Annotated in this window: 25 protein-coding genes; 3 read left to right on the forward strand and 22 right to left on the reverse strand. The window is 62.6% G+C overall.

Translation table 11 applies throughout. From position 1 onward, the window contains the following. Positions 1-9: 9 nt before the first annotated feature. From hflC to ndk, 13 genes are all read right to left on the reverse strand, one after another. Positions 10-924 (reverse strand): protease modulator HflC, encoded by a 915-nt coding sequence (hflC, locus tag M1D44_RS08605; RefSeq protein WP_024975958.1) that lies wholly within the window; start codon positions 922-924, stop codon positions 10-12. Between the two features lie 12 nt (positions 925-936). Then, complete coding sequence (gene hflK / locus M1D44_RS08610) at positions 937-2,313, reverse strand: FtsH protease activity modulator HflK (RefSeq protein WP_316853765.1); 1,377 nt, start codon at positions 2,311-2,313, stop codon at positions 937-939. A gap of 55 nt (positions 2,314-2,368) precedes the next feature. Next, positions 2,369-3,622, reverse strand: coding sequence for a GTPase HflX (hflX, locus tag M1D44_RS08615; protein ID WP_316853766.1), 1,254 nt, complete (start codon positions 3,620-3,622; stop codon positions 2,369-2,371). Positions 3,623-3,695: 73 nt separating this feature from the next. Then, on the reverse strand, positions 3,696-3,935 hold the full coding sequence (gene hfq, locus M1D44_RS08620) for an RNA chaperone Hfq (protein ID WP_004626316.1): 240 nt from the start codon (positions 3,933-3,935) through the stop codon (positions 3,696-3,698). A 300-nt stretch (positions 3,936-4,235) separates the two neighbouring features. Then, entirely contained in the window at positions 4,236-5,579 is a 1,344-nt protein-coding gene (der, locus tag M1D44_RS08625) for a ribosome biogenesis GTPase Der (protein WP_024975961.1), read from the reverse strand. A 195-nt stretch (positions 5,580-5,774) separates the two neighbouring features. Further along, positions 5,775-6,953 carry an outer membrane protein assembly factor BamB gene (gene bamB, locus M1D44_RS08630; RefSeq protein ID WP_024975962.1) on the reverse strand — a complete coding sequence of 393 codons (1,179 nt, stop codon included), beginning with the start codon at positions 6,951-6,953 and terminating at the stop codon, positions 5,775-5,777. Positions 6,954-7,001: 48 nt separating this feature from the next. Further along, on the reverse strand, positions 7,002-7,637 hold the full coding sequence (locus M1D44_RS08635) for a YfgM family protein (RefSeq protein ID WP_316853767.1): 636 nt from the start codon (positions 7,635-7,637) through the stop codon (positions 7,002-7,004). Positions 7,638-7,701: 64 nt separating this feature from the next. Further along, complete coding sequence (gene hisS / locus M1D44_RS08640) at positions 7,702-9,024, reverse strand: histidine--tRNA ligase (protein WP_024975964.1); 1,323 nt, start codon at positions 9,022-9,024, stop codon at positions 7,702-7,704. A 95-nt stretch (positions 9,025-9,119) separates the two neighbouring features. Next, the gene (ispG, locus tag M1D44_RS08645; RefSeq protein ID WP_112185133.1) at positions 9,120-10,406 is read right to left on the reverse strand and encodes a flavodoxin-dependent (E)-4-hydroxy-3-methylbut-2-enyl-diphosphate synthase; all 1,287 of its coding nucleotides are present in this window, start codon (positions 10,404-10,406) and stop codon (positions 9,120-9,122) included. Between the two features lie 50 nt (positions 10,407-10,456). Beyond that, positions 10,457-11,539, reverse strand: a complete 1,083-nt coding sequence (locus M1D44_RS08650) for a RodZ family helix-turn-helix domain-containing protein (RefSeq protein WP_316853768.1) — start codon at positions 11,537-11,539, stop codon at positions 10,457-10,459. Further along, positions 11,532-12,329, reverse strand: coding sequence for a type IV pilus biogenesis/stability protein PilW (gene pilW, locus M1D44_RS08655; RefSeq protein ID WP_112185137.1), 798 nt, complete (start codon positions 12,327-12,329; stop codon positions 11,532-11,534). The genes M1D44_RS08650 and pilW overlap by 8 nt, the downstream gene beginning before the upstream one ends. After that, a complete protein-coding gene (gene rlmN / locus M1D44_RS08660; protein ID WP_112185139.1) occupies positions 12,326-13,477 on the reverse strand; it encodes a dual-specificity RNA methyltransferase RlmN in 1,152 nt (383 codons plus the stop codon). Before rlmN ends, pilW begins: the two co-directional genes overlap by 4 nt. Positions 13,478-13,520: 43 nt before the next feature. Then, positions 13,521-13,946 (reverse strand): nucleoside-diphosphate kinase, encoded by a 426-nt coding sequence (gene ndk / locus M1D44_RS08665; RefSeq protein WP_004626298.1) that lies wholly within the window; start codon positions 13,944-13,946, stop codon positions 13,521-13,523. Positions 13,947-14,315: 369 nt separating this feature from the next. Between ndk and M1D44_RS08670 the strand changes: the two genes are divergently transcribed. Continuing rightward, complete coding sequence (locus M1D44_RS08670) at positions 14,316-15,017, forward strand: Bax inhibitor-1/YccA family protein (protein WP_024975969.1); 702 nt, start codon at positions 14,316-14,318, stop codon at positions 15,015-15,017. Between the two features lie 103 nt (positions 15,018-15,120). Here the strand turns inward: M1D44_RS08670 and rlmD are convergent, their stop codons facing one another. Next, a complete protein-coding gene (gene rlmD / locus M1D44_RS08675) occupies positions 15,121-16,473 on the reverse strand; it encodes a 23S rRNA (uracil(1939)-C(5))-methyltransferase RlmD (protein ID WP_316853813.1) in 1,353 nt (450 codons plus the stop codon). A gap of 160 nt (positions 16,474-16,633) precedes the next feature. Here rlmD and M1D44_RS08680 point away from each other — a divergent pair, with 160 nt between their 5' ends. After that, the gene (locus M1D44_RS08680) at positions 16,634-17,497 is read left to right on the forward strand and encodes an endonuclease/exonuclease/phosphatase family protein (protein ID WP_316853769.1); all 864 of its coding nucleotides are present in this window, start codon (positions 16,634-16,636) and stop codon (positions 17,495-17,497) included. 35 nt (positions 17,498-17,532) lie between these two features. Here the strand turns inward: M1D44_RS08680 and rpoS are convergent, their stop codons facing one another. From rpoS to surE, 4 genes are read right to left on the reverse strand one after another with little or no spacing between them, the layout of a single operon-like run. After that, positions 17,533-18,669, reverse strand: a complete 1,137-nt coding sequence (gene rpoS / locus M1D44_RS08685) for an RNA polymerase sigma factor RpoS (RefSeq protein ID WP_024975972.1) — start codon at positions 18,667-18,669, stop codon at positions 17,533-17,535. An 8-nt stretch (positions 18,670-18,677) separates the two neighbouring features. Continuing rightward, positions 18,678-19,505, reverse strand: a complete 828-nt coding sequence (locus M1D44_RS08690; protein ID WP_024975973.1) for a peptidoglycan DD-metalloendopeptidase family protein — start codon at positions 19,503-19,505, stop codon at positions 18,678-18,680. 1 nt (position 19,506) lies between these two features. Further along, the gene (locus M1D44_RS08695) at positions 19,507-20,451 is read right to left on the reverse strand and encodes a protein-L-isoaspartate(D-aspartate) O-methyltransferase (RefSeq protein WP_024975974.1); all 945 of its coding nucleotides are present in this window, start codon (positions 20,449-20,451) and stop codon (positions 19,507-19,509) included. A gap of 15 nt (positions 20,452-20,466) precedes the next feature. After that, on the reverse strand, positions 20,467-21,222 hold the full coding sequence (gene surE, locus M1D44_RS08700) for a 5'/3'-nucleotidase SurE (protein ID WP_024975975.1): 756 nt from the start codon (positions 21,220-21,222) through the stop codon (positions 20,467-20,469). A 210-nt stretch (positions 21,223-21,432) separates the two neighbouring features. Here surE and M1D44_RS08705 point away from each other — a divergent pair, with 210 nt between their 5' ends. Further along, complete coding sequence (locus M1D44_RS08705; RefSeq protein WP_009238416.1) at positions 21,433-22,407, forward strand: NADPH:quinone oxidoreductase family protein; 975 nt, start codon at positions 21,433-21,435, stop codon at positions 22,405-22,407. Between the two features lie 74 nt (positions 22,408-22,481). Here M1D44_RS08705 and M1D44_RS08710 read toward each other — a convergent pair whose 3' ends face one another. The 4 genes from M1D44_RS08710 to M1D44_RS08725 all read right to left on the reverse strand — a co-directional run bounded on the left by M1D44_RS08710 (position 22,482) and on the right by M1D44_RS08725 (position 26,035). Then, a complete protein-coding gene (locus tag M1D44_RS08710) occupies positions 22,482-23,588 on the reverse strand; it encodes an alkene reductase (protein ID WP_024975976.1) in 1,107 nt (368 codons plus the stop codon). Positions 23,589-23,686: 98 nt separating this feature from the next. Further along, entirely contained in the window at positions 23,687-24,316 is a 630-nt protein-coding gene (locus M1D44_RS08715; protein ID WP_024975977.1) for a TetR/AcrR family transcriptional regulator, read from the reverse strand. 91 nt (positions 24,317-24,407) lie between these two features. Further along, positions 24,408-25,199, reverse strand: coding sequence for an ABC transporter permease (locus tag M1D44_RS08720; protein WP_024975978.1), 792 nt, complete (start codon positions 25,197-25,199; stop codon positions 24,408-24,410). Positions 25,200-25,222: 23 nt separating this feature from the next. Further along, positions 25,223-26,035, reverse strand: a complete 813-nt coding sequence (locus M1D44_RS08725; protein WP_316853770.1) for an ABC transporter ATP-binding protein — start codon at positions 26,033-26,035, stop codon at positions 25,223-25,225. Between the last annotated feature and the right edge of the window lie 17 nt (positions 26,036-26,052).

Here is a 26,052-nt window from a genome sequence, read left to right on the forward strand (position 1 = left end):
CGCATTGTACTAGCGATGGCGCCCCGTCTGGGCAGCCGGTGCTGCCGCCGAGCTGCCGCCGTTCGGGCTACGCATGTATTTGAAGAAATCGCTGTTCGGCTGCAGCACCATCACGTCCTTCCGATCGCGGAACGACGCGCGATACGCCTCCATGGAGCGCCAGAATGCGGCGAACTGCGGATCACGGCCAAACGCATCGGCGTAAACGTCAGCGGCGCGGGCGTCGCCCTCACCCTTGATCTTCTGCGCATCGCGGTAGGCATCGGCCAGGACGACTTCGCGCTGACGATCGGCATCGGCACGGATTTTCTCGCCCTCTGCAGCACCCGTCGAACGCAGCTCGTTGGCCACCCGCTTGCGCTCGGCTTCCATGCGGCGGTAGACCGATTCGGTCACGCTGGCCAGCAGGTCCACCCGCTTCAGGCGCACGTCGATGATGTCTACACCAACCGACTTGCCGTACTCCTGCACACCCTTGAGGATGCTCTGCATCACGGCTTCACGATCCGTCGATACCACGTCAGACACAGTGCGGCGCGCAAACTCATCGCGAGCGATGGAGTTGATCTTCTGCGTCATGCTGTCCTGTGCGAGGCGGTTATCGCCCTTGAAGCTCACGTAGAACAGACGCGGATCGGAGACGCGCCACTTCACAAACCAGTCGACCAGCAGGTTCTTCTTCTCTGCCGTGATGAAACGATCGGCGCCGGCCACATCGATGGTCTGCAGGCGCTTATCCATGAACACCACGTTCTGCAGCGGCGGCGGAAGCTTGAAGTGCAGCCCCGGCTCCTTGATGACCTGCTTGATCTCACCAAAGGCGAACACCACGGCGTACTGCCGCTGGTCCACCACGAACACCACCGACGAGAACACCGCCAGGGCAATGACCAGCGCCACGAAGGCCGAAATCAGACGATTCATAGTGCCCTCCTGTTAGCGCGAATCGCGGTCACGGTTGCGCAGTGCTTCGCGCGAGCGCGAGTCTGCGTCATTGGCCGGTGACGGGTTGGAGGGAGTCGGCACGCCCTGCGCAGAACCACTGTCCTGAGGCGACGCACCCGGCGCGACAGCGGGACGCGATGTATCGCCCTGCGTCTGCGCGATCAGCTTGTCCAGCGGCAGATACAACAGGCTGCCGTTGCTCTGGTCGACCAGCACCTTGGTCGAGTTGGCGTAAATGTCCTGCATAGTTTCCAGATAGATACGGTCGCGCGTGACCTGCGGCGCCTTCGCGTATTCGCGCTGCACTGAGGCAAAGCGAGCCGCGTCACCTTCCGCACGTGCGATGACCCGTGCCTTGTAGCCTTGCGCCTCTTCACCCAGACGTGCGGCCGTACCCTTGGCGCGCGGCACCACGTCGTTGGCATACGCCTGACCTTCGGAGATAGCACGCTCGCGGTCTTGGCCCGCCTTGGTCACATCGTCGAACGCAGCCTGCACCTGCTCGGGCGGCTGCACGCTCTGCACGTTGACGCTAAGGATTCGGATGCCAGTCTTGTACGCCGACAAGATGCGTTGAATCGATTCGGCCAAGTTGCGGCCAACGGCATCGCGACCTTCGTACAGCACCGCGTCCATCTTGTTACGGCCGACGATCTCGCGCACCGACGTCTCAGCCGCCTGCGTCACCAGTTCTTCATCGCCGCCGCGGTCCGTACGGTTGTAGAACAGGTAGTCAACCGGGTTGGCAATGTTGTACTGGACCGAGAACCGCACGTCGACGATGTTCTCGTCCTGCGTGAGCATCGACGAGTCTTTCAGGTTCGTGTCCTTGATCTGCGTCGTACGACCGATTTCAAGCGTACGCACACCCGACAGGTTCACGATCTCGTGCGATTCGATCGGATACGGCAGGCGCCAATTGATACCCGGCGTTGCCAGATACTTGAAACGGCCGAACTGCAAGATCACGCCCGTCTGGCCTTCCTGCACGATGAAGAAACCGCTGGCCAGCCACAGACCAACGAGCACCGCCAGCAGCACGCCGACGCCCAGGCCCGAACCACCTCGGCCGTTACCCGGACGCAGCGGCGTGGGGCCGTCATCACCGTTACCGCTGTCCTTGCGACCGAACAGGTTATTCAGCCGGCGATTGAAGTCGCGCCACAACTCGTCGAGGTCCGGGGGGCCTTCCTGAGGCGGCTTGCTTTGACGCTTCGGTTCGTCTTTGTCTTCGCGCTCGGCGTTGTTGTCATCGCCGCGACCCCAGCGCGGATCGTTCAGCGAAAGCAGCACACGCAAGCGGTGCCACAAACCTCGCACGTTACGCGGCGAGGCCATGGAAGAAGACTGGGTCGAAATCTCGGGCATGAGCGGTCGGGCTTGTCCTGATTGGCTGACTGCGAAGGAGTAACGGGGCATTCTATCAGCCCTCTTCGTCACCTTTGGCGGAAGAACCGCTGCTCGGCAAGCTTTGCGACAGTTCGTCACGGTGCGCGGGCAGCGAATCACGACGGGTATCGAAGCGCGGATCGAAATCGTCACCATGCGACGCAGGGTTCTCCCGCAAGCGGATCGCAGTCTCGACCAGCGCCTCGCGCAATAGATCAAGCCCGCTGCCTTCGATGGCAGAAACGAACACACGCCGCACGGCGCCGGTTTCGTCGCGCTCGATGCGCGGGCCAGCCGCACGCAACTCCTCCGCCGCGTCGATCTTGTTCATCACCAAAATCTGCGGGATGCCACTGGCGTTGATTTCATCCAGCACGCGATCGACCTGCTCCATCTGCTCGTGCTTGACGGTGCTGGCGGCGTCCACCACATGCAGCAGCACGTCGGCGTGGACGGTCTCTTCCAGCGTGGCGCGGAAAGCAGCCACCAGTTGCGTAGGCAAATCGCGGATGAAGCCGACCGTATCCGACAGCACCACATTGCCCAGCCCTTCCAGGTACAGCCGGCGGGACGTCGTATCCAGCGTGGCGAACAATTGGTTGGCCGCGTACGCACGTGCCTTGGTCAGCGCATTGAACAGCGTCGATTTGCCGGCGTTGGTATAGCCGACCAGGGAGACAGAAAACGCGTCGTTGCGGCTGCGCGAACGGCGCTGCGTGTCATGCTGACGCTGCAGCTTGTCCAACTCGGACGACAGCCGTTTGGCGCGTTCATCCAGCATCCGCCGGTCCAGTTCGAGCTGACGCTCGCCCGGGCCGCCGCGCAGGCCGACCCCGCCTTTCTGGCGCTCCAAGTGGCTCCACGCCCGCACCAGGCGGGCCGCCTGATATCGCACACGCGCAAGTTCCACCTGCACCTTACCGACGTGGCTTTGCGCGCGCTGGCTAAAAATATCGAGGATGAGGCCGGTCCGGTCCACCACGTGGCGCCCGAAAAAGCGCTCAAGGTTACGCTGCTGAGCAGGACTCAGCGCGTGGTTAAAGATGACGATTTCCGCGTCTTCCTCGTCTGCGGCAATCCTCACCTCTTCTGCCTTGCCTGCGCCGATGAACAGCGCTGCATCAGGCCGGGAACGCTTGCCCGTAACCGCGCGCACAGGTTCAGAGCCCGCTGTGGAGGCTAGCAGCGCCAGTTCACTCAGACTTTCCTGGAAATCGTGTTTGCCGAAATCGACAGCGACCAAGATAGCGCGCGTCGGCTCCGAGCTGGAGGTGGGATGAGATGCCAAACGGGGAAATAGAGAAGGGAGAAACGGGGTTGGTGCGTCCCGCCGCGCGGACGGCGGCGGGAGCGAGGCAGAATCAGGCGTCAGGCGCTTCGTCCACGCGGAAATTCACGGCACGGGCCGGCACCACGGTGGAGATCGCATGCTTGTACACCATCTGCGTCACGGTATTACGCAGGAGCACGACGTATTGGTCGAACGACTCGATGTTGCCTTGCAGCTTGATACCGTTGACGAGGTAGATCGACACCGGCACATGCTCCTTACGCAGCGCATTCAGAAACGGGTCTTGTAGCAATTGCCCTTTGTTGCTCATGGCACACTCCAGATTTATAGGTTTAGTGATGGGTTATGGGGCTAGGAAGCCCGGGTTCAAGCAGGCGACGCAAAAAAAGTTCGTCAAAAGAGTCGGCCAGACGCGTCCAAATGACGCCGATGGCGCCTGGGTTTGCAGACACCAAGCGCCATGTCTCGAGAATTTAGCCTTAGAAATCAGGGAAAGCAAACGGAAAACCGATGACCCCGCCATATGAAATGGCTCGGCCATTTTGGTGATCCCCCGTTCGAATGCCCCCGCGTCACACGCCCCCGCCGTCGAGCACCGCCCGTGCGATGCTCAATCGTTCGATTGAGCGTACGGGTTTTTGTTCGTACGAAATTCGATCCGAAGCGGCGTGCCTTTCAGTTGGAAGGCCTCGCGGAAACGCCCCTCCAGGAAGCGGCGATAGGTCTCGGGGATATTCGACAGCGCGTTGCCGTGAATCACCACGATCGGCGGGTTGGAACCGCCCTGGTGCGCGTAGCGCAGCTTCGGCCGCGAGACGCCTGCGCGACGCGGTTGCTGATACTCCACCGCCTCCATCAGCACGCGCGTGAGCTTGGGCGTCGGCAGCTTGACCATGGCGGCTGCGTAAGCGGCGTCCACGGACTTCATCAGCGCGCCAATGCCCGTGCGCTCCTTGGCCGAGATGTAATGCACGTTGGCAAACGACAGGAACTGCAGCTTGCGCTCCATATCGTGCTTGATTCGATCGCGAGCATGGCCGGTCAGACCATCCCACTTGTTCACGCCAATCACCAGCGCGCGCCCGGACTCGACGATGAAACCAGCGATATGCGCGTCCTGGTCGGAAATGTCCTGCTGCGCGTCGAGGATCAGCACAACCACGTTAGCGTCGGCAATCGACTGCAGCGTCTTCACCACCGAGAATTTCTCGATTGCCTCGAACACCTTGCCACGCTTGCGCAAGCCGGCCGTATCGATGAGCGTGTAAGGCTTGCCGTTACGCTCGAAATCCACGTAGATGGCATCGCGCGTAGTGCCCGGCATATCGAACGCGATCACGCGCTCTTCGCCGATGAGGGCGTTCACCAGAGTCGACTTACCGACGTTCGGACGGCCAACGATGGCAATACGAGTGCCGTGGTTGTGCGCGTCGGCTGCCTCGGCAAGCTCGGGGCGCTCGGCAAACGCCAGGTCGAGCGCTTCGGCCACCAAGTCATTGACACCATCACCGTGCGCCGCCGAGATAGCAGCCGGATCGCCCAGACCAAGTTCGTAAAAATCGCTGGCGACGGCGGTGTAGCGCATGCCTTCAGCCTTGTTGACGGCCAAAAGGATGCGGCGCCCGGTTTTGCGCAAGTAATCGGCAATCACGCGATCCTGCGGCGCCAGCCCCAGACGACCATCGACGATGAAGATCACGACATCGGCTTCAACCACGGCCTGGCGCGTCTGCTTTGCCATCTCCGCAACGATGCCGTCCTTGGCGACGGGTTCGAAGCCGCCGGTATCGATGGCGATGAACGGACGGTCGCCCACACGGCCTTCGCCGTAGTGACGATCGCGCGTCAGGCCAGGGATATCCGCGACCAACGCGTCACGCGAGCGCGTCAGACGGTTGAAGAGGGTCGATTTGCCGACATTCGGCCGCCCTACGAGGGCAATGACTGGTTTCATGCTTGTGTGCCGCACGCGAATGGCGCCACGGCAAATTCTGATTGTTGCAACTGCGGTTGGCATCTGCACGGCTGAATGCCTGATGACACAGATGCAAGACGCCCGCGGAGTACGCGGGCGCAAGTCCAAGGCGGCGATGCCGCCCCGATGTGATGCGTGTGCCGCCACAGCCCATCCGGGCCGCGGCGGCCAATGTTATTTCGGCAGATAGCCGTAGACACCGCCACCGCGGGTTTGGACGACCAACGTCTGGCCAACCACCACGGGTGCTGCGCCAATGGCACTGCTGTCGGTTTTCACGCGGGCGACGAACTTGCCGTCGTCACGCGACAGGAAGTGCAGCCAACCTTCGGAATCGCCCACGATGACCGCACGGCCAAACGCCAGCGGCGTACCGAGGTCGCGCCACAGCAGTGCGTCGTTCTTCCAGAGATCGGCACCGTTTTGTGCGTTAAAACCGTAGACCACCGACTTCTCGTCCGCCGCGAACAGCCCGTCATCATCCTGAGTCACACCGGTCGGCGACGAGAAATCACGACCCCAGCGCGGAGCGCCGGTGCTCAGATCAAAACAAGCCACGCGCCCCTGGAAGCTGGCCGCACAGACTTGCGAACCGTTGATCGACGGTGCACCGGTCACATCGTTCAGGCGCTCGATTTCCGATACACCACGCGGATACGACACGGCAGCTTCCCAGCGCAACGCGCCATTGCTGGCCGACAGCGCACCGAGCTTGCCACCGGCAAAACCGAGGACGATGTTATCGCCGGCGAAAATCATCGGCAGACTGCTACGCAGGTTCAGTGCCGACGGAGAACGCTGATAAATCCACTTGCGTTCACCGTTGCTGGGGTCCAGACCCAAGACGCGGCCATCGGTCGTGCGAACGATCACCAATCCCTGGCCCACCAGCGGCGCCGTCAGGACTTCACCGTTGACGGCGATCTTCCACTTCTGCGCGCCCTTTTCGTCGAACGCGATGACCGCGCCCTTCTCACCTGCCACCGCCGTCAGCGTGCCATCGCTGCCAGGGCCGGAGGTCAGGTCGACGTCCGCCTTGCCTTGCCAGACCGTGCGACCGGTGGCGCCATCCAGGGCGGTCACAGTACCGCCAGCGGCCGACACATAAACATTGTTGCCTGCCACCGCCGGCTGCATCACGTAGCGGCCGCTCTTGCCGACGCTCACGCTCCACACCTGGCGCACGGCCAGCACTTGCTGAACTTCCGTCAGCTTGGCTGGTTCATGCTTGTTCTTGCTGCTGAACAGCGAGCAACCACCGAGGACAGCCGTCGCTGCCAGTGCCAGCACTGCCACGCGTGCCGCCTGTGCAACACCGCGCGCGACACCACCCTGCTCAAGTGCGTGAATCATGAAATCGGGATCCTTTTGTTATGCGTTGAATTGCACCGGGTGCCCCAATCAGGCGCCGCCCAGGGCATCCAGCTTGAACTGCACGATCTGGCGCGCGGAAGCGTCGGCCGGACCAAACTTTTCCAGCGCCAACTTGTAGGCAGCACGGGCGTCGTCGTTCTTGTTCTGCGCGGCCAGCAAATCACCGCGACGATCGGCGTACAGCCCGGCGAACGCCGGCGCAACGTCGCCGGAGACTAGCGCGATGCCCTGATCGTAGGCTTTCTCGTCGAGCAGAAGGCCAGCCAGGCGCAGCTTGGCGAGCGCCTTGTATTCATCGTCGCGCGCATGATCAACCGTCCATTGCAGTTGCGCCTTGGCGCCCGCCGCATCGTTGGATTCGTACAGCGCCTTGGCTGCGGCCAGCGCGCTCATCTGCGCGTAGGCCGTGCCGCCAAACTTGGCTTCCATGTCAGTCGCGGCGCGCTTGATCTTCTCAGCGTCCTTGCCATCTACGGCCTTCTGCACCTGTTCGTACAGCACGGACGCTTCGCCGGCCTGCTTGCGCTGCCAGTTTTTCCAGCCAAACCAGCCCGCCACAGCGAGCAGCACCACGATGGCGATCCACGTGATCACATTGCCGTTATCACGCCACCAGTGCTTGAGACTCTCTATTTGTTCCTGTTCTTCGAGATCGTAGGCCATGCTTTGCAGAGCTTGAATATTGGATGTGGGTCGCGGTGGTTCGCTGCCGAACGCACTGCCGCGGTTAGTCGTTGTTGGCCACCATGGCATCGATCAGGCGGTCGACCAGTTGGTCCGACGGCACGGTCTGCTGGGCATCCGCGGTCGGATCGCCACGCAGCGGCTTGATCTGCGCAACACCTTGGGTGACTTCATCGTCGCCAATGATAACCGCATAGGATGCGCCACTTGCGTCAGCGCGCTTGAACTGCGACTTGAAGCTACCGTTGCGGCCTTCCGGCGAGGCGTGAAGGATGACGTCGAGGCCGGCATCGCGCAGTCGCTCTGCCGCGATCAGCGCCTGCACCTGCGCCTCATCGCCCTGGTGGACGATGTAGACGTCACAGCCTTGCGCTTCGGGCTCAAGCTTTTCCTCACGCAACAGTTCGATGATGCGTTCTACCCCCATCGCCCAGCCGCATGCGGGGGCAGGCTTCCCGCCGATCTGCTCGATCAGCGGGTCATAGCGGCCGCCGCCGGCCACCGTTCCCTGCGCGCCCAGCTTGTCCGTCGTCCACTCGAAGACGGTGAGGTTGTAGTAATCCAACCCCCGCACCAGGCGCGGATTGATGGTGAACGGAATGTTGTTCGCCTTGAGCAGCTTCTGCACGCCTTCAAAGTGCGCGCGCGACTCGTCGCCCAGGTAGTCGATCAGCTTCGGCGCGCCGGCGGCCATTTCCTGCAGCGCCGGGTTCTTCGTGTCGAGTACGCGAAGCGGGTTGGTGTACAGGCGGCGCTTACCGTCCTCATCCAGAATGTCCTGGAAACCTTCCAGGTACTTGATCAGGTCGGCACGGTGCGCGGCGCGCTCCTCTGCCTGGCCAAGCGAGTTCAGCTCCAGCTTCAGGCCGACGAGGCCGAGGTCGTCCCACAGACGCTGGCACATCAGGATGACTTCTGCGTCGATGTCCGGGCCCGCAAAGCCAAGCGCTTCCACGCCAACCTGATGGAACTGGCGATAGCGACCGCGCTGCGGACGCTCGTGGCGGAACATCGGGCCGGTGTACCACAGGCGCTTCGGACCGTCGTACAGCAGGTTGTGCTCGATCACGGCGCGCACGGCGGCAGCGGTACCTTCGGGGCGCATGGTCAGTTGCTCGCCGTTCAACGCATCGGTGAAGGTGTACATCTCCTTCTCGACGATATCCGTCACCTCGCCGATGCCACGCACAAACAATTGCGTCTGCTCGACGATCGGCGTGCGAATCTGCTGGTAGCCATAGGCGCGCAGCATGCTGCGCACCGCGTTATCAAAGTGCTCCCACAGGGGGGCGTCACTGGGCAGCAGGTCGTTCATGCCTTTGACGCCGGCGATCTTCTGCACGCGTTGTTTTTGTGTATCGCTCATGATGTCACGTTGAAAACCGGCTCTCGCATCTATCTCGATGCGGGCCGGCCAGTCGTTTCGTGCTTCGGCTTCGGGCTCCGAAGCCTGATGCTGCTTTAGACCGTCGCCGCAGCCTGTGCGCCGTAATGCGTGCGCACGTACTCGTCGACGATCGTCTGGAATTCTTCTGTGATGCGTTCGCCGCGCAGCGTTTTCACCTTCACGCCGTCCACGAACACCGGCGCCGCCGGAGATTCGCCCGTGCCTGGCAGCGAAATGCCGATGTTGGCGTGCTTGCTCTCCCCGGGACCGTTGACGATGCAGCCCATCACGGCCACGTTCATCTCTTCGACGCCGGGGTACTGCATCTTCCACATCGGCATCTGCTCACGCAGGTATGACTGGATGCGCGCCGCCAGCTCCTGGAACACCGTACTGGTCGTGCGCCCGCAACCCGGGCACGCGATCACCATGGGGGTGAAATTACGCAGGCCCATGGTCTGCAGAATTTCTTGCGCGACGATGACTTCCTTCTCGCGTGGCGCACCCGGCTCCGGCGTGAGCGAAATGCGGATCGTGTCGCCGATGCCTTCCTGCAGCAGCACCGACAACGCCGCCGTGGAAGCGACGATGCCCTTGCTACCCATGCCGGCCTCGGTCAGACCCAGGTGCAGCGCGTAATTGCAGCGACGCGCCAGCTCGCGGTACACAGCAATCAGATCCTGCACTGCCGAGACCTTGCATGACAGGATGATCTGGCTGCCTGGCAAGCCCAGTTCTTCAGCCTTCTGCGCGGACTGGATCGCCGAGGTAATCAACGCCTCAACCATCACGGCACGGGCATCCCACGGAGATGCGCGTTGCGCGTTCTCGTCCATGATGCGGGCGAGCAAATCCTGATCGAGGCTGCCCCAATTCACACCGATACGCACCGGCTTGTCGTAGCGGCAGGCGATCTCGATCATCTGCGCGAACTGCGTGTCGCGCTTGGCACCCTGCCCGACATTGCCCGGGTTGATGCGGTACTTGGACAGCGCCTGCGCGCACTCCGGATAGTCCTGCAGCAGCTTGTGGCCGTTGTAGTGAAAATCCCCCACCAGCGGCACATCCACACCCATGCGGTCGAGCTGCTCGCGGATGGCCGGCACCGCCGCGGCGGCGGCCGGCGTATCCACTGTGATACGCACCAACTCAGAGCCGGCACGCGCCAGTTCCTTTACCTGGATTGCGGTACCGATGGCGTCCGACGTGTCGGTATTCGTCATCGATTGCACACAGACCGGCGCGTCGCCGCCGACATGCACGACGCGATCGCCCCAGCGGATTTCCGCAGCGCGCGAGTTCCGGCGCGGCAACGGGCCCACCAAGGCTGGAGCGCAATCGAGAGGCGTGGTGATTTCCATGATCAGACAAGGAGCGCCGCCCACAGGTGCCGCGCCATTTACAAAACGGTTCAGGGCAACGTAGCCCGTGCCACGCGATTGCGGGCGTACTTCTGAAGATCGACGGTGGCACCGCCCACAGCCAGCGATTCAACGGCTTCCGCATTGCCGAAGACGACCTTGAATGGCGGCGTACCGGTCAGATCGCGTGCGTCACCTTCCTTGGAAATGCCACTGGCAAGCGTCTTCCCAGTCTTGTCCTTGATCTCGTACCAAGACGAACCGGAGAAGCGTACCGAGACCGTACCGCCGCCCGATTCAGCCGGCTTGGCGGCTTCCGTCGGCAGAGCGGAGACCGGAGCGTCGACGTTGATCACAGCCGGCTTGGCACCCGCAACGGCTACAGCGGGCGCCGGCGCGGCGCCATTGTCCGAACGTGGCAGCGTGGGCGGCGGCGCCAACGGCGCAGTCACCACACCGGAGGCCGGAGCGGCCGGCGTAACGGGCGTCAACGGTGTCGGCATCGAAGCTGCCGGCGTTTCTGCCGGGGCCTGCTCAGCCGCTGGAGCCACTTGCGCGGGCGCGGCTTGCTCCACCGCCGGTGCTTCCTTCGCGGTGGAGTCGGTGTTTTGCGTAGCCGCGGTTTGCGTGGCAAACCACTGCTTGAGACGGTCCATACCGACCAGCGCGCCGGCCGCCACAATCACTGCAACCAGCACGCCGATCAGCCAGCGGCCACTGCCGCTCCGCCGCTTAGCAAAACTCGGTTTGTCGGAGAACGATTCACCGAGCCCACCCTCGGGACGCAAGCCAATGTTGGTGACCGGCGCACGCGCGTTCAAACGCGCAAGCTGATCATCGACATCGACCTGCAAAGCGCGCGCATAGGCACGGATGAGCCCCTTGGTAAATGTCATGTCGGGCAATGCTCCGACATCTGCCGATTCCACCGCCAACAACTTGCCCGGCGCCACTTTCAAGCGCGTGGCCAGATCGTCGACCGTCAGACGCTGATGCTCACGGCCGGCACGCAGACGTTCGGCAATCTGACGCAACGCGTCGTCGCGCTCAGGCGACGCGGCGGCAGGCGGATTCGAGGCAGGCGCCGTGCCGTGAGAGAGGTCGGCAGCGCTTGCCACGTCGCGGTCAGTCATCCCAGGCTCCTCGTTCGAATGCCGCCTCTTCGGGCGCATTGGGGAAACGGCGCTGCAATTGCGCGCTCCACGCGTTCTGCTGCGAAGCGTCACCCAGGCGGCGCGCGATGCGAGCGCCCAGCCACAGGCTTTCCGCCGTCGCATTGCCACGACCATTCACACGTTCGATAAACGGCATGGCACGCGCATATTCGCGGCGTTTGTAATAAAGCTGCGCCAACGTGAGGTTGGTCAGCAGATTGTTTGCGTCGATGTAGGTGGCGCGCGTCAGGCTCTTCTCCGCGCCATCCAGATCGCCTTGGCGCATCTGGCAAACACCCAGGTTCGTCCACGGCTTGGCCGGGCTGGCGGCGGCCGGCGCCTCGATAGCCTGGCGCAGCATCGTCATGCCTTGATCTGGCTTGCCGCCTTGCGAGCACAGGAACCAGCCGTAGTTGTTCAGCAGGTCACCGTCTTGCGGTGTCGCGGCCAGAGCGCTGCGGAAACTCTCGTCAGCTTGTTCGCGTTGACCGAGATTCATATAGGCCAGCGCGCGGATGTGATACGCATTCGGGACGTTCGGATCGATCGCGATGGCGTTCTTGATTTCCTCAAGCGCTGTCGCATTCTGGCCGGCTTCCAGGTATTGCGTCGCGAGTTGCAATCGGATCGCGGCCCGGCGACCGGCGTCGGCCTTTTGATCGGGTACTGTTGCAACTTCTCGTGTCTGTGTCTGGACCGGCGGCGACAACGCGCACCCGGCGGCTGCCAGCGTGAAGACCAGACTGACAGCAGTCGACCAACGCTTCATGCGGTACCCATGCGGTGAGTTGAGTCGGCCCCGACCACGGGGATCTCGACGATCTTGCCGAACTTGCCGCGCTCGGCCAGGCGTGTGCGATCTTTGACCTCGCCAGCGAGCTGGCCGCAGGCCGCATCGATGTCGTCGCCACGCGTCTTGCGGATGGTGGTGACAATGCCAGCATCCAGCAGCACTTGTGAGAAGCGGCGGATCTGCTCATTGTTCGAGCGCTTCAACCCTGATTCCGGGAACGGGTTGAACGGGATCAGGTTGAACTTGCACGGCACGTCAGCCACGACGCGCAACAGTTCACGGGCATGCTCGACGGTGTCGTTGACGCCATCGAGCATGCAGTATTCAAAGGTGATGAAATCGCGCGGCGCGAACTCAAGATAGCGGCGGCAGGCAGCCATCAGTTCGGCCAGCGGGTACTTCTTGTTGAGCGGCACGAGCATGTCGCGCAACGCATCGTTGGACGCATGCAGCGACACTGCAAGCGCCACGGGCACATCGCGCGCAAGACGGTCCATCATCGGAACCACGCCGGAGGTGGATACGGTTACGCGCCGGCGCGAAAGGCCATACGCGTTGTCGTCCAGCATCAAAGCCAGCGCCGGCACCACGGCGTCGTAGTTCAGCAGCGGCTCGCCCATGCCCATCATCACCACATTGGTGATGACGCGGTCGTCCTTGGGGCCGCGACCGAGTTGCTTGCGCATGGCGAACTCGGCCATCCACAGCTGACCGATGATCTCGCCGGTACTGAGATTGCGCGAGAAGCCCTGCTTGCCGGTCGAACAGAACCGGCAGTTGACGGCACACCCCGCCTGAGACGATACGCACAACGTGCCACGCGTCTCTTCGGGGATGTAGACCGTCTCGACGGCATTGCCCTGCCCCACGTCGACCAGCCATTTGCGCGTGCCGTCCGACGAAAGGTGATCGGTAATGACCGCCGGTGCCTGGACGTTGGCGCGGGTCGCGAGCTTTTCGCGCAGCGACTTGGCGAGATCGGTCATCTCGCCAAAATCGGACGCGCCCGACTGGTGAATCCAGCGCTGCAACTGCTTGGCGCGAAACGATTTCTCACCCAGACTCTCGCAGTACGCGAGAAGACCCTGTGCGTCGAAATCGAGGAGATTCACCACATCGCTCATGACTTGCAACCCGAAACCACCAATTCCAGTCTAGTGTTGACGCTTAGCGGCTGTAAATGTTCAAGCCCGGGAAGAAGAAAGCGACTTCCACGGCAGCCGTTTCAGCAGCGTCCGAACCGTGCACGGCGTTGGCGTCGATGCTGTCAGCGAAGTCGGCGCGGATCGTGCCCTTCTCAGCCTTCTTCGGATCGGTTGCACCCATCAGGTCACGGTTCTTGGCGATTGCGTTTTCGCCTTCCAGTGCTTGCACCATCACCGGGCCCGAGATCATGAAGTCCACCAGATCCTTGAAGAACGGGCGCTCCTTGTGCACGGCGTAGAACTGCTCGGCTTCTGCGCGCGACAGGTGGATCATCTTGGCTGCGACGATCTTCAGGCCTGCACCTTCGAAGCGGGCGTAGATCTGGCCGATGACATTCTTGGCCACGGCATCCGGTTTGATAATCGACAAAGTGCGTTCGAGCGCCATCAAAAACTCCAAAAAATGAAGGTGTTACGTGAAAGATAAACGTTAGATTCTAACACGGGAGGGAGCCAGATTGGATGTCAAGCGGTGCAACCCGACGCCGCGCATGCCGGGAGAGACGGGAGGCGCAACGATCACTTCGCACTGAGCACGCTGCCAGCCCGATGTACGCGCCTTAGGATCCCCTTATTGGGGGTACGGAAAGTCACCTGCAAAGAGCACTTTCCGCCGCGATTGCCGGCCAGCGACCGGAACCGCGTGGCATGCTGACTCTCCAAGTAAGGACGGCGCGGCTTGCAAAAGCCTGCTTTGGATGCCACATTCGCTGTGTCGTCGCATTGTCTGCAATGTCATTCACCCCAAGGAGTTCGCATGGACAACCAACTCAACACGTACGGTTTTGGCGCTTCCGGCACCGCCGGCGCGTTGGCCGTCCGCAACCGCGTGCTGCGCAATACCTATTGGCTGCTCGCGCTTTCCATGATCCCCACCATCCTCGGTGCCTGGATCGGCGTCGCTACCGGCTTCAATCTGATGGGGCGCAACCCGCTGATGGGTTTCGTCATCTTCATGGCAGTGGCCTTTGGCTTCTTCTACGCCATTGAGCGGTTCAAGAACAGCGGCTTGGGCGTGGCGCTGCTGCTCGGTTTCACGTTCTTCATGGGGCTGATGCTGTCGCGGCTGATCGGCATGATTCTGGGCTTCTCGAACGGCGCGTCGCTCATCATGACGGCGTTCGGCGGAACAGCGATCATCTTCGGCGTGATGGCAACGGTGGCCACGGTCAGCAAGCGAGATTTCTCGGGCCTGGGCAAGTGGCTGTTCATGGGCGTGCTGGTGCTGATCGTTGGCTCGGTGGCCAATATCTGGCTGCAACTGCCGGCGATGATGCTGACGATCTCGGTGCTGGCCATCGCGATCTTCTCTGCCTACATCCTGTTCGACGTGCAGCGTATCGTGAACGGCGGCGAGACCAACTACGTGACCGCCACCCTGGCGATCTATCTGGACGTCTACAACATCTTCACGAACCTGCTGGCGATCCTGGGCATCTTCGGCGGGAATCGCAACTGAGCCAAATTTGGCCCGCAACGCGCTAGCAATAGCGCGGAGCAACTAAAAAACCGGCGCTTGCTGCGCCGGTTTTCTTTTGCACGCAAGACTACGTGACGAGCGATCAGACGCGCTCGAATACCGCCATCGATTCCACATGTGATGTGTGCGGGAACATGTTCACTACGCCCGCGCCGGCCAGCCTGTAGCCCGCTTCATGCACAAGCAGACCCGCGTCGCGCGCCAGCGTCGCCGGATTACATGACACGTAAACAATGCGCTTCGGCAGCAAATGGGCCGCATCACCGCCGCGCTGAGACAACTCGGCCAGCGCCTTGGACACGGCCAGCGCGCCTTCGCGCGGCGGATCGATCAGCCAACGATCAAACTTGCCCAGCGCGGCAATATCGTCAGCCGTCACTTCGAACAGATTGCGGCAAGCGAATGTCGTCTTCGCATCCAGGCCGTTGTGCTGGGCGTTGACAAGCGCACGCGTCGTCAGCGCCTCGCTGCCTTCGATCCCCATCACCTCGCGGGCACGCGTAGCCATTGGCAGCGTGAAATTGCCGATACCGCAGAACAGGTCGAGCAGCCGATCGCCCGGTTGCGCGTCAAGCAGCTTCAGCGCCCGCGACATCAGCGCCCGGTTGATCTGGTGATTGACCTGCGTGAAATCCGTCGGCTTGAACGGCATGGTGATGCCGAACTCGGGCAGCGTGTACGTCAGCGTACGATCGAGCGGATGGAACGGATACACCGTATCCGGCCCCTTGGGCTGCAGCCAGAACTGAACGTTGTGATGATCGGCGAAAGCGCGCAGTTCCACCTCATCTTCAGCGGTGATTGGCTCCAGGTTACGCAACACCAGCGCGGTCACATCCTGGCCGACTGCCAGCTCGATCTGCGGCATACGCTGCACGATCGACAGGCGCCCCACCAACTCGCGCAACGGCACCAGCAGCGCGGACACGTGCGGCGGCAACACCTCGCACGACGTCATGTCGGCCACATAGCTGCTTTTGCGCTCGTGAAAACCCACCAGCACGCCACCTTTGGCCGCGACATGGCGCACAGTCAAACGCGCGCGATAGCGGTAGCCCCAATCCGGGCCGGCAATGGGTCGGAACACCACGTCCGGGCGCAGCTTGGCCAAATGCCACAGATCGTCTTCCAGCACACGCTGCTTGATCGCAACCTGCGCGCGCGAATCCAGATGCTGCATCGAGCAGCCACCGCACACCCCGAAAAACTTGCACCGCGGCGTCACGCGCGAAGCGGACTGGCGCAGAATGTTCACGACACTCGCCTGCTCGTACGACGACTTGACGCGGTGACTGCGGTACATCACCCGCTCGCCCGGCAATGCGCCTTCCACGAAGACAACCTTCCCTGGCGTGCCATCCTCGTTCATCAAACGCCCGACGCCCCGCGCTTCGCCATCGAGCGAGACGATGTCCAATGGGCCCGCCACGGACATTTCGGGCTTACGGCGCCCACGGGTTTTGGCCGGCGGCGTGTCCGGCGCGACCGTTGCTGGAGCGGAAGAGGAAAGCGTGACGTTGGGTGCAGCTTGAGACACGAGCGAGCCTGGACAAAATGAGGACAAGGGCGGCATTGTAAGACACCGGAGGACCAGCATGGGCACCGTCATCCTGACGTGGAATATCCAGTGGGGCCGTGGCGCCGACGGGCACGTCAGTCTCGCGCGCCAACTTAAGCAAGCGCGGGAGATGGCCGAATTCGACGTGCTGTGCCTGCAGGAAGTCACCTCCGGCTTCAGCGATCTGCCGGGCCGACCGGGCATCGACCAATGGAGCGAGCTCGCCGACGCGCTTGGCAGCGAGTACACCGTCATCACTGGATTCGCGCTGGAGCGCCACAACCGCGCGCATGCGCAGCGCTTCGGCAACGCCATTGCCACGCGCCTGCCCGTGCATTACATCCGGCGCCACGCATTGCCCTGTCCGCCCGATGCCACACCGTACATGCCGCGCATGGCCATTGAGGCGGTCGTGCAGGCACCGTTTGGCGCGTTGCGCGTCGTCACGACGCATCTGGAGTACTACTCGGAGCCGCAGCGTGCGGCGCAAATCGATGCGCTGCGAGCGATCCACACGGAAGGTTGCGCGCGTACGAATCAACCATCCGTGCGTGGCACGGAGCCCGAAGCCGGCCCTTTCCGCCCGCTAGCGCAGACCACGGCAACCATCGTCTGCGGTGATTTCAACTGCAAGCCAGATTCCATGCCCAAGCGCTCGGCCACCGTGCCATTCACTCGCGAACCCGCTTTGCATGATGCGTGGGAGGTTGCGCACGGCACGACGCCGCAGCCACCGACTTTCGGTGTGCACGACCGCGCTGGCTGGACCGAACCGGCCTACGCGTGCGATTTCATGCTGATCAGCGAGCCACTGAAGCCGCGCGTGCTACGCCTGGAAGTCAATAGCGCGACCCAGGCGTCGGATCATCAACCGATACTGCTGGAGCTTCGGAACGACTGAAAAAGAGGAAGGAGAGACAAAGAGACAGCAGTGCTTTACAGCACCGCGTCCTTGCGCACGCCCTGCGAGGCGAAATGACGCTTGAGCTTGACCAGCGCCTCCTGTTGGATCTGACGCACGCGTTCACGCGTCAAACCCATCTCCGCGGCAAGTTCTTCCAGCGTGGCGGGCTCGATGTAGTTAAGGCCAAAGCGGCGCTCAACCACATAGCGATGCTTGTCAGACAAGCGTGCGAGCCACGACTTCATCAACAGCGACAGCTCGCGATGTGCCACCTCCTGATCGGGCGAGGCGCCATGCTCGTCCGACAGGAAATCGAGCAGACTCGTGCCGGGATCAAGATCGAACGGCGTATCCAGCGAAGTCGTGTGCTCGTTGAGCGAGAGCACGTCCTGCACCTCCTCCGTCGTCTTGCCGAGCAGGTGAGCGATATCTTCGAGGCTTGCGTCGCGGCCATCCACGCCGCTCTTTTCCAGATGACGCTTGGCGCGCAGCACCTGGTTGAGCTCGCGAATCACGTGCACCGGCAAACGAACCGTGCGCGCCTGATTCATGATCGCGCGCTCAATGCTCTGGCGGATCCACCACGTGGCATACGTGGAGAAGCGGAACCCGCGTTCCGGATCGAATTTTTCGATCGCGTGCATCAGACCCAGGTTGCCCTCTTCGATCAGGTCGAGCAGCGGCACACCGCGATTCAGATAGCCCTTGGCAATGCTCACGACCAAGCGGAGATTGCGCTCGATCATGACTTGGCGCGCTGCAAACTCGCCCGCCTTGGCCAGCGTCGAGAAATGCAGTTCCTCGGCCGGCGTCAGAAGCGGCTTGATGCTGATGCGATTCAGATAGTGCTGAACGGTGTCGGCGGCCAGTTCGGCCTGCAGCACTTTGCGGAAATCTTCCTCGGGTGCGGCTTCCTCTGCCTCTTCAGCCTCCTCCTCTTCTTCATCGGGCTCGTCTGCACTGTCCGACGTGTCGTTGAGCTCGGCGGAATCGGAAGCAGGCAGGTCGTCGACGAGCGCGTCGACGACTTCGATCTCTTCAGCGGGGGGCTGTGCCTCGCCGCGCGCACGCCGCCCAGCGCGCCCATTCGGGGTGCGCTGGCCCTCTACAGCAGCGTCGATGTTGTCATCGGCGGGGGTGACGGGCGTGGCGGCTTTCTGGCGCGGCATGCATTCCTCTATTGAGGCGGCAAGTAGCGCATCGGATCGACCGGCTTACCATTGCGGCGCACTTCAAAATGAAGCTTCACGCGATCCGCATCGGTACTGCCCATTTCGGCGATCTTCTGCCCTTTCTTGACCGTGGATTGCTCGGTGACCAGAACCTTATCGTTGTTGCCGTAGGCGGTCAGGAACGTGTCGTTGTGTTTGATGATGACAAGATTCCCGTACCCACGCAAGGGTCCAACGTGGATCACTTTTCCATCATCGGCAGCGACCACCGCGTCACCGCGTTTGCCACCAATGTCGATACCCTTGTTGCTCTTGTCATCGAAACGGTTGATGAGCGAGCCGCGTGCCGGCCAGGCCAGCGAGATTGCGCTGTCAGTTGCCCCGGCAGGAGCGCCGGACGACGCTGCGGACGCCGGCGTAACCGGTGTGGAATCGGCCGGCGGCGTGGTCGTGTTGGCCGGGCGAACCGGCGTGACCACGGCCCCGGTGTTGCTGACATCCGCATTCGGCGGAACGACACGTAGCAGCTGATCGACTTCGATCTGATTCGGGTTGGCGATGTTGTTCCAGGCCACCAGGTCGCGCGGCGCTTGGCCGTTACGCAAGGCGATGCTGTACAAGGTATCGCCACGCTTGACCCGATAGTAGCCGGGGGGCGGCGGCTCTTGCGACACGGTGCCAGCGCTGCCGGCACGCGAGGTGCGATCGAGAACAGGGGCTTGGTTGCCGGAGGATGCGCAAGCCGCCAGTAATGCGGCCGACACCATCGCCACGGCGAGCCGGCCTGCGCGTGCGGGGCTTGGACGGTTCATGGAGCTCCGGGAAATGAACATGCTAAACAGTTCCTGATTTTAACGGGACAAAGAAAACGCCTTCAAGCGCGGTACTGTGAAACTGGAAGCGGCTGCGGCGCTCGATGAGAACGAGCTGCTGCGCGGGGCCGCTGTTGCGATCGGTAGCCACCGGGGCGATCAGCCGTCCGCCGACGGTCAGCTGGTCGAGCAGCGCCTGCGGCACCTCCAGACCCGCCGCAGCCAGGATGATGGCGTCGAACGGCGCGGCCTTCGGCAGCCCCAGCATGCCGTCTCCATAGTGCAGACGGATGTTTGGCACGCGGAGTGGCCGCAAGTTCGCTTTGGCTTTTTCATGCAGCGGGCGGACGCGCTCGATCGAGTACACCTCGTCGGCCAGCTGTGCCAGAACGGCTGCCTGGTAGCCGCAGCCGGTGCCAATCTCCAGCACGCGAGCGAGCGGCATGCCAGTGCGGCCGGACCGTCCACTCAACAACAACTCGATCATCCGTCCGACCACTGACGGCTTGGAGATCGTTTGCTGATGTCCGATTGGCAAAGCGGAATCTTCATATGCCTGCGAGGCAAGGCCGGCATCGACAAACAGATGGCGCGGTACCGTGCCGATTGCAGCGAGCACGCGCTTATCACTCACGCCTCCCGCCTGCACACGGCCAACTAACGCCTGACGCGCACGGTCCGATGCCATGCCGCCGGCAGCCGCGTGCGCTGCCGCCGTGCGTGCCTGTACAGCGCTCGCGGCGACAGCGCCGACAACAGCGTCGACACCCGCCACACGCTGTGGCGCAGGTGCAGGAGCGGATGCAGGCGACGCGCGCTCAACGGATACCGCACGCACCGGCGTGGGGCGTGACACCGCGCTCACTCCTGACGAGATACGCGTTTCACGCTGGCGCTCCACGGGCTTGCGCTCGACCACTGCGTCAAGCGTCAACGGAAAGCGCCGGTCTCGCGGGCGCTCAGACATGAGCCACCGTGACGATCATGGCGTCTGCCAGCGGCGCACGGTGCGCAGTTGGGCCGTATCGGTCAGATCGAGCTGCAGCGGTGTCAGCGAAACGAAGCCATGCGCGACGGCATGGAAATCGGTGCCCTCGCTGGCGTCTTTCGCATCGCCGGCGGCACCGACCCAGAAGATCGGCTCGCCGCGCGGATTGGCTTGGCGGATCACCGGCTGCGATTGGTGCCGCTTGCCCAGACGCGTCGCGCGCCAACCAGCCAGCTCGGCGTACGGCAGATTCGGGATATTGACGTTGAGCAGGACCGGGCCGTCCAGCGGATCGGACAGATAGCGCTCGACCACCTCGCGGGCAACACGCTCGGCAGCGTCGAGGTGCGTCCAGCCCTTGTCGGCCTGCGAGAACGCAATCGACGGAATACCAAACAGATAGCCCTCGATGGCAGCGGCGACGGTGCCGGAATAGAGCACGTCCTCGCCCATGTTCTGACCCTGGTTGATACCGGAGACGACCAGATCGGGCTTCTCTTCAATCATGCCGGTCAGCGCGATGTGCACGCAGTCTGTCGGCGTGCCGTTGACGAAGCGAAAGCCCTTCTGGGCACCGTCGGTCGCTTCGAACACCGAAAGCGGTCGCTGCAGCGTGAGCGAGTTCGACGCGCCGCTGTGGTTCTGCTCCGGTGCGACCACCGTCACGCGGCCCAGGGGGCTCAGCGCACGATGCAGCGCCGCGAGCCCGGGCGCGAGGTATCCGTCGTCGTTGGCAATGAGAATATGCATGGCGCGGATTGTAACCGAGCAACGTTCGCGAATCGTGCTCGCGCACACGTTCTACAGGCTTACAAAAAATGCATCGACAAGCCGCACGATCCATCGCATCTGGTTAAATCGAACGATCGTGCTTTTATTCGGTTACACTGCCAGCCGAGATCGCGTGCAATGCATGCGAGATGGCGAACAATCCAACGCAAAACTGTTGAGGAGACACTGATGAAAGCCGTCGTCTGCAAGACCTGGGGCCCGCCCGAATCGCTGGTGATCGAAACGCTGCCGGACCTCTCGCCCGGTGCTGGTGAAGTGGTTATCGACGTGAAGGCTGCGGGAGTGAATTTCCCTGACGTGCTGATCATCCAGAACAAATACCAGTTCAAGCCGGAGTTGCCGTTTACACCCGGCTCGGAAGTGGCGGGCGTTGTTAATGCCGTAGGCGAAGGCGTGTCGCACCTCAAAGCCGGCGACCATGTGATCGCCTTCCTCGGCCAGGGCGCCTTTGCTTCACAGGTCAAGGCGTCGGCCAAGGTGGTGATGCCGATGCCGCCGGGCATGGCGTTCGACACCGCAGCAGCATTCACGCTCACGTATGGCACGTCGCACCACGCGGTGGTCGATCGCGGGCAACTGAAGGCCGGCGAGACAATGCTGGTGCTCGGCGCGGCCGGCGGCGTCGGGCTGGCGGCCATCGAGATCGGCAAGGCGATTGGCGCACGCGTGATCGCGGCCGCATCGAGCGACGAGAAGCTGGCGGTCTGCAAGGACCACGGCGCCGATGCGCTCATCAACTATTCGACCGAAGACCTGCGCGAGCGCATCAAGGAACTGACCGACGGCAAAGGCCCTGACGTGATCTATGACCCGGTCGGCGGAATCTATGCGGAACCGGCGTTCCGTTCGATTGCCTGGCGTGGCCGCTACCTCGTGGTCGGATTTGCCAACGGCGAGATCCCGAAGATGCCACTGAACCTGGCGCTGCTGAAAGGCGCGTCGCTGGTCGGCGTGTTCTGGGGCGAATTCGCGCGTCGCGAGCCGAAGGCGAATCTGGCGAACATGATGCAGATGCTCGGCTGGATGCAGGAAGGCAAGATTCGCCCGCATATCTCGGCGCGCTATCCGCTGGAGCAGACGACACAAGCGCTGCTGGACATGGCGGCGCGCAAGGTGACGGGCAAGGTGGTGATCCAGCCTTAAAAAACACACGCTGGAGACAAAAAAGCCGCGCAGGTTGATCGCCTGCGCGGCTTTCTCTTTGGTGCAACGGATTATCAGGCTGCTTCTTCCAGCGTCGGATAGTCGGTGTAGCCCTTTTCCTGGCCGCCGTAGAACGTTGCGCGATCCGGCTGGTTGAGGGATGCGCCGGCACGGAAGCGCTCCACCAGATCGGGGTTCGCGATGAACGGACGACCGAACGCAACGGCATCAGCCAGACCGGAGGCAATCATCTGCTCGCCCTCCTCCGCCGTGTATTGGCCGCACACGATGAGCGTGCCCTTGAAGGCGTCGCGGAGTTGGCGGCGGAAATCGTTGGTCAGCTCGGGACCGCCGGCCCAATCGGGCTCGGCGATATGCAAATAGGCGATGCCACGCTTGGTCAGCTCGCGGGCGAGGTACAACGCGCTTTCTTCGGCTTGTGCGTCGGCAATGTCATGCGCGACGAAGTGCGGCGACAGGCGGATGCCGACGCGGTCTGCACCAATCTCGGCGATGGCGGTATCGACCACTTCGAGAATCAGTCGGGCGCGATTTTCCAGGGAGCCGCCGTACTGGTCGGTGCGCTGGTTGCTGTTGGTCGACAGGAATTGGTGCAGCAGGTACCCGTTGGCAGCATGGATTTCAACAAAATCGAAACCAGCGCGACGTGCACGCAGCACGGCTTGACGATATTGTGCGATCACGCTAGGGATTTCTTCCGTGGCGAGAGCGCGCGGTTCGCTGGTCGGCACATTGGCGGGCGTGCCGTCGGGCTGCACGACAAAGCTCTGCGCCCCCTTGGCGACGAGGGCCGACGGCGCGACAGGTGCCTGGCCGTTTTCCTGCAGCAACGTATTGGAAATACGACCCACGTGCCAGAGCTGTTGCGAGATGCGGCCGCCCTTGGCGTGCACAGCATCCACCACCGCCTTCCAGCCAGCTTCCTGTGCGTCGGTGTACATGCCCGGCGTCCAGGCGTAGCCCTGGCCCTGGCGGGAAATTTGCGTCGCCTCCGTAACGATCAGGCCCGCGGTTGCACGCTGCGCGTAGTAAGTCACGTTCAGTTCGGTCGGCACGTCGCCCGGCTGGCCAGCGCGCGAGCGCGTGAGCGGCGCCATCACGACACGATTGGCGAGGGTCGTACGTCCGGTCTGGACCGGGGACAGCAGTTGTTGGGTCATATCAGCTCCTGGAAGAGGCACTATTCGACCGGTCATCTAGAACCGGAATCAAAGAAAAAGCGAGGAACATGCCTCGCCGGCAATGGTTTGGGTTGCAATCAGTGTTTGGGCTTGGCCAGCAGGATTTCCGTTTGCGCCACACAGCTCTTGAACGCGGCGACAGTGCGATGCGACTTGGCCAACAGCGCGCCGCCCATCCACATGGCGTACAGCCCTTCGGCCAGATGGTGTGCATTCTCTACAGGTGCCAAGGAGCCGTCGGTGACGCCTGCCTCGATTGCCGTAGCGATACGCTCGACCATGCGCGTCATGCCGGTCGAAAGCACCTTGCGCATCGGCTCGGAGAGGTCCGACACCTCCCCCGACAGCTTGACCGCTAGGCAGGTGACCTCGCACGCGCTGCGCTCATGCAGATCGATCCAGGCCATGAAATAGCGCAGCAGCCGCTCGCGGGCGGTAATGCGCGTGTCGTTGAACAGGCTGACAACGCCCGCGTCGTAGTCCTGGAAATAGCGCTCCAGCATGGCGACGCCAAAGTCTTCCTTCGACCCGAAATAGTAATAAAACGAGCCTTTGGGTACCTGAGCGCGGCCGAGGATTTCCGCCAAGCCGACGGCCGAGAACCCGCGCCCGAGGATCAACTCGGCACCGGCGTCCAGAATGCGGTCGCGGGTGTCGTGCCGGGCTTCGGCGCCTTCAGCGGTGACGGGTTCGGGGTGCTTGCTCATGATGGATCGCATTGTAGTAGACCGACCGTCTAGTTGCATGACCCTGCTATGAGCAGGGTCGATGTGACGTTCGCGTCGTTGGCGCGCTCGCTCAGAGCTTCTCTGTCTCGCCGCTCTTCGGTTGCCAGCGCATCAGGCGTTTTTCCATCAAGCCGACGAGCCAGTCGAGCACCAGCGCAAAGACCGTCAACACGACGATGCCCGCAAACACGGTATTGATGTCGAAAGTGCCTTCGGCCTGGAGGATCAAGTAACCGACACCGCGGGCCGAGCCGAGATACTCCCCCACCACCGCCCCCACGAAGGCCAGACCCACCGACGTATGCAGCGACGAGAACACCCAGCTCGTCGCGCTCGGCAGGTAGACAAAGCGCAGCAGTTGCCGCTGCGATGCGCCCAGCATGCGCGCATTGGCCAGCACGACCGGGCTCACTTCCTTCACGCCCTGATAGACGTTGAAGAAGACGATGAAAAACACCAGCGTCACCGCCAGCGCCACCTTCGACCAGATACCCAGTCCGAACCACACGCCAAAGATCGGCGCCAGGATCACGCGCGGCATCGAATTGGCAGCCTTGATGTACGGATCAAGCACCGCCGATGCGGCCGGGCTCAGCGCCAGCCACAGCCCCGCCCCCAGGCCAGTGGCCGTGCCGATGGCAAATGCCAGCACCGTCTCGGCCAGCGTCACGCCAAGGTGCTGATAGATATCGCCTTCGGTGACGAACCAGGCCCAGACGCGCTGGGCAACGATGAGCGGTTCCCCGAAGAAGAAAGCAACTTCCTGCGAGCGCGTGGCGAAGTGCCACACGCCTAACGTGACGACCAGCAGGCCAAGCTGCCAGGTGCGCAGCGCGAATAGAGAAAGCGGACGGTTAGCCATGGATGCAATCGATCAGATTCAGGTCAAGCCACGCGGCGGTGCTGCGCATAGCCCTTGAGCACTTCTTCGCGCAGCACATCCCAGATGCGCGAATGCAGGTCGACAAAGCCTGCCTGGTCGCGAATCTCGGCCACATCGCGCGGGCGCGGCAGGTCGATCGTGAATTCGCCGATCGGGTGCGTGCCGGGGCCGGCGGCCAGCACGACCACGCGGTCGCTCATGGCAATGGCTTCGTCCAGATCGTGCGTGATGAACAGCACGGCCTTGCGCTTGGCGGCCCAAAGATCGAGCACCTCGTTCTCCATCAGCTGGCGCGTCTGAATATCGAGCGCCGAGAACGGCTCGTCCATGAGGATGATGTCGGGATCGAGCACCAGCGTTTGCGCCAGGCTCACGCGCTTGCGCATGCCGCCGGAAAGCTGATGCGGATAGCGGTCTTCAAACCCTGACAAACCCACGCGCGCGAGCCACGACATGGCAAGGTCACGCGCTTCCTTGTCGGGCATGCCCCGAAACTGCAGCCCTGCTATCACATTGTCGAGCGCGCTGCGCCACGGCATCAGCGCCTCTGCCTGGAACATGTAACCGGCGCGACGGTTGATGCCGAGCAGCGGCTCGCCGAACACCCGCACCTGCCCGGAAGACGGCTGCAACAGGCCCGCAGCCAGATTCAGCAACGTAGATTTGCCGCAGCCGGTCGGGCCCACCACTGAGACGAACTCGCCGGCCTGCACCTCCAGCGAGGTGTTTTGCACGGCGGTGTAGCGCTGGCCCGGCGTGTCGGGTGAGATGAACGTACAGGTGATCTGATCGAACGAAAGCGCGGGATGGGGCATGGTCTGCGGTCCAAAAG

It is taken from the genome of Ralstonia sp. SA306 (assembly GCF_054792405.1).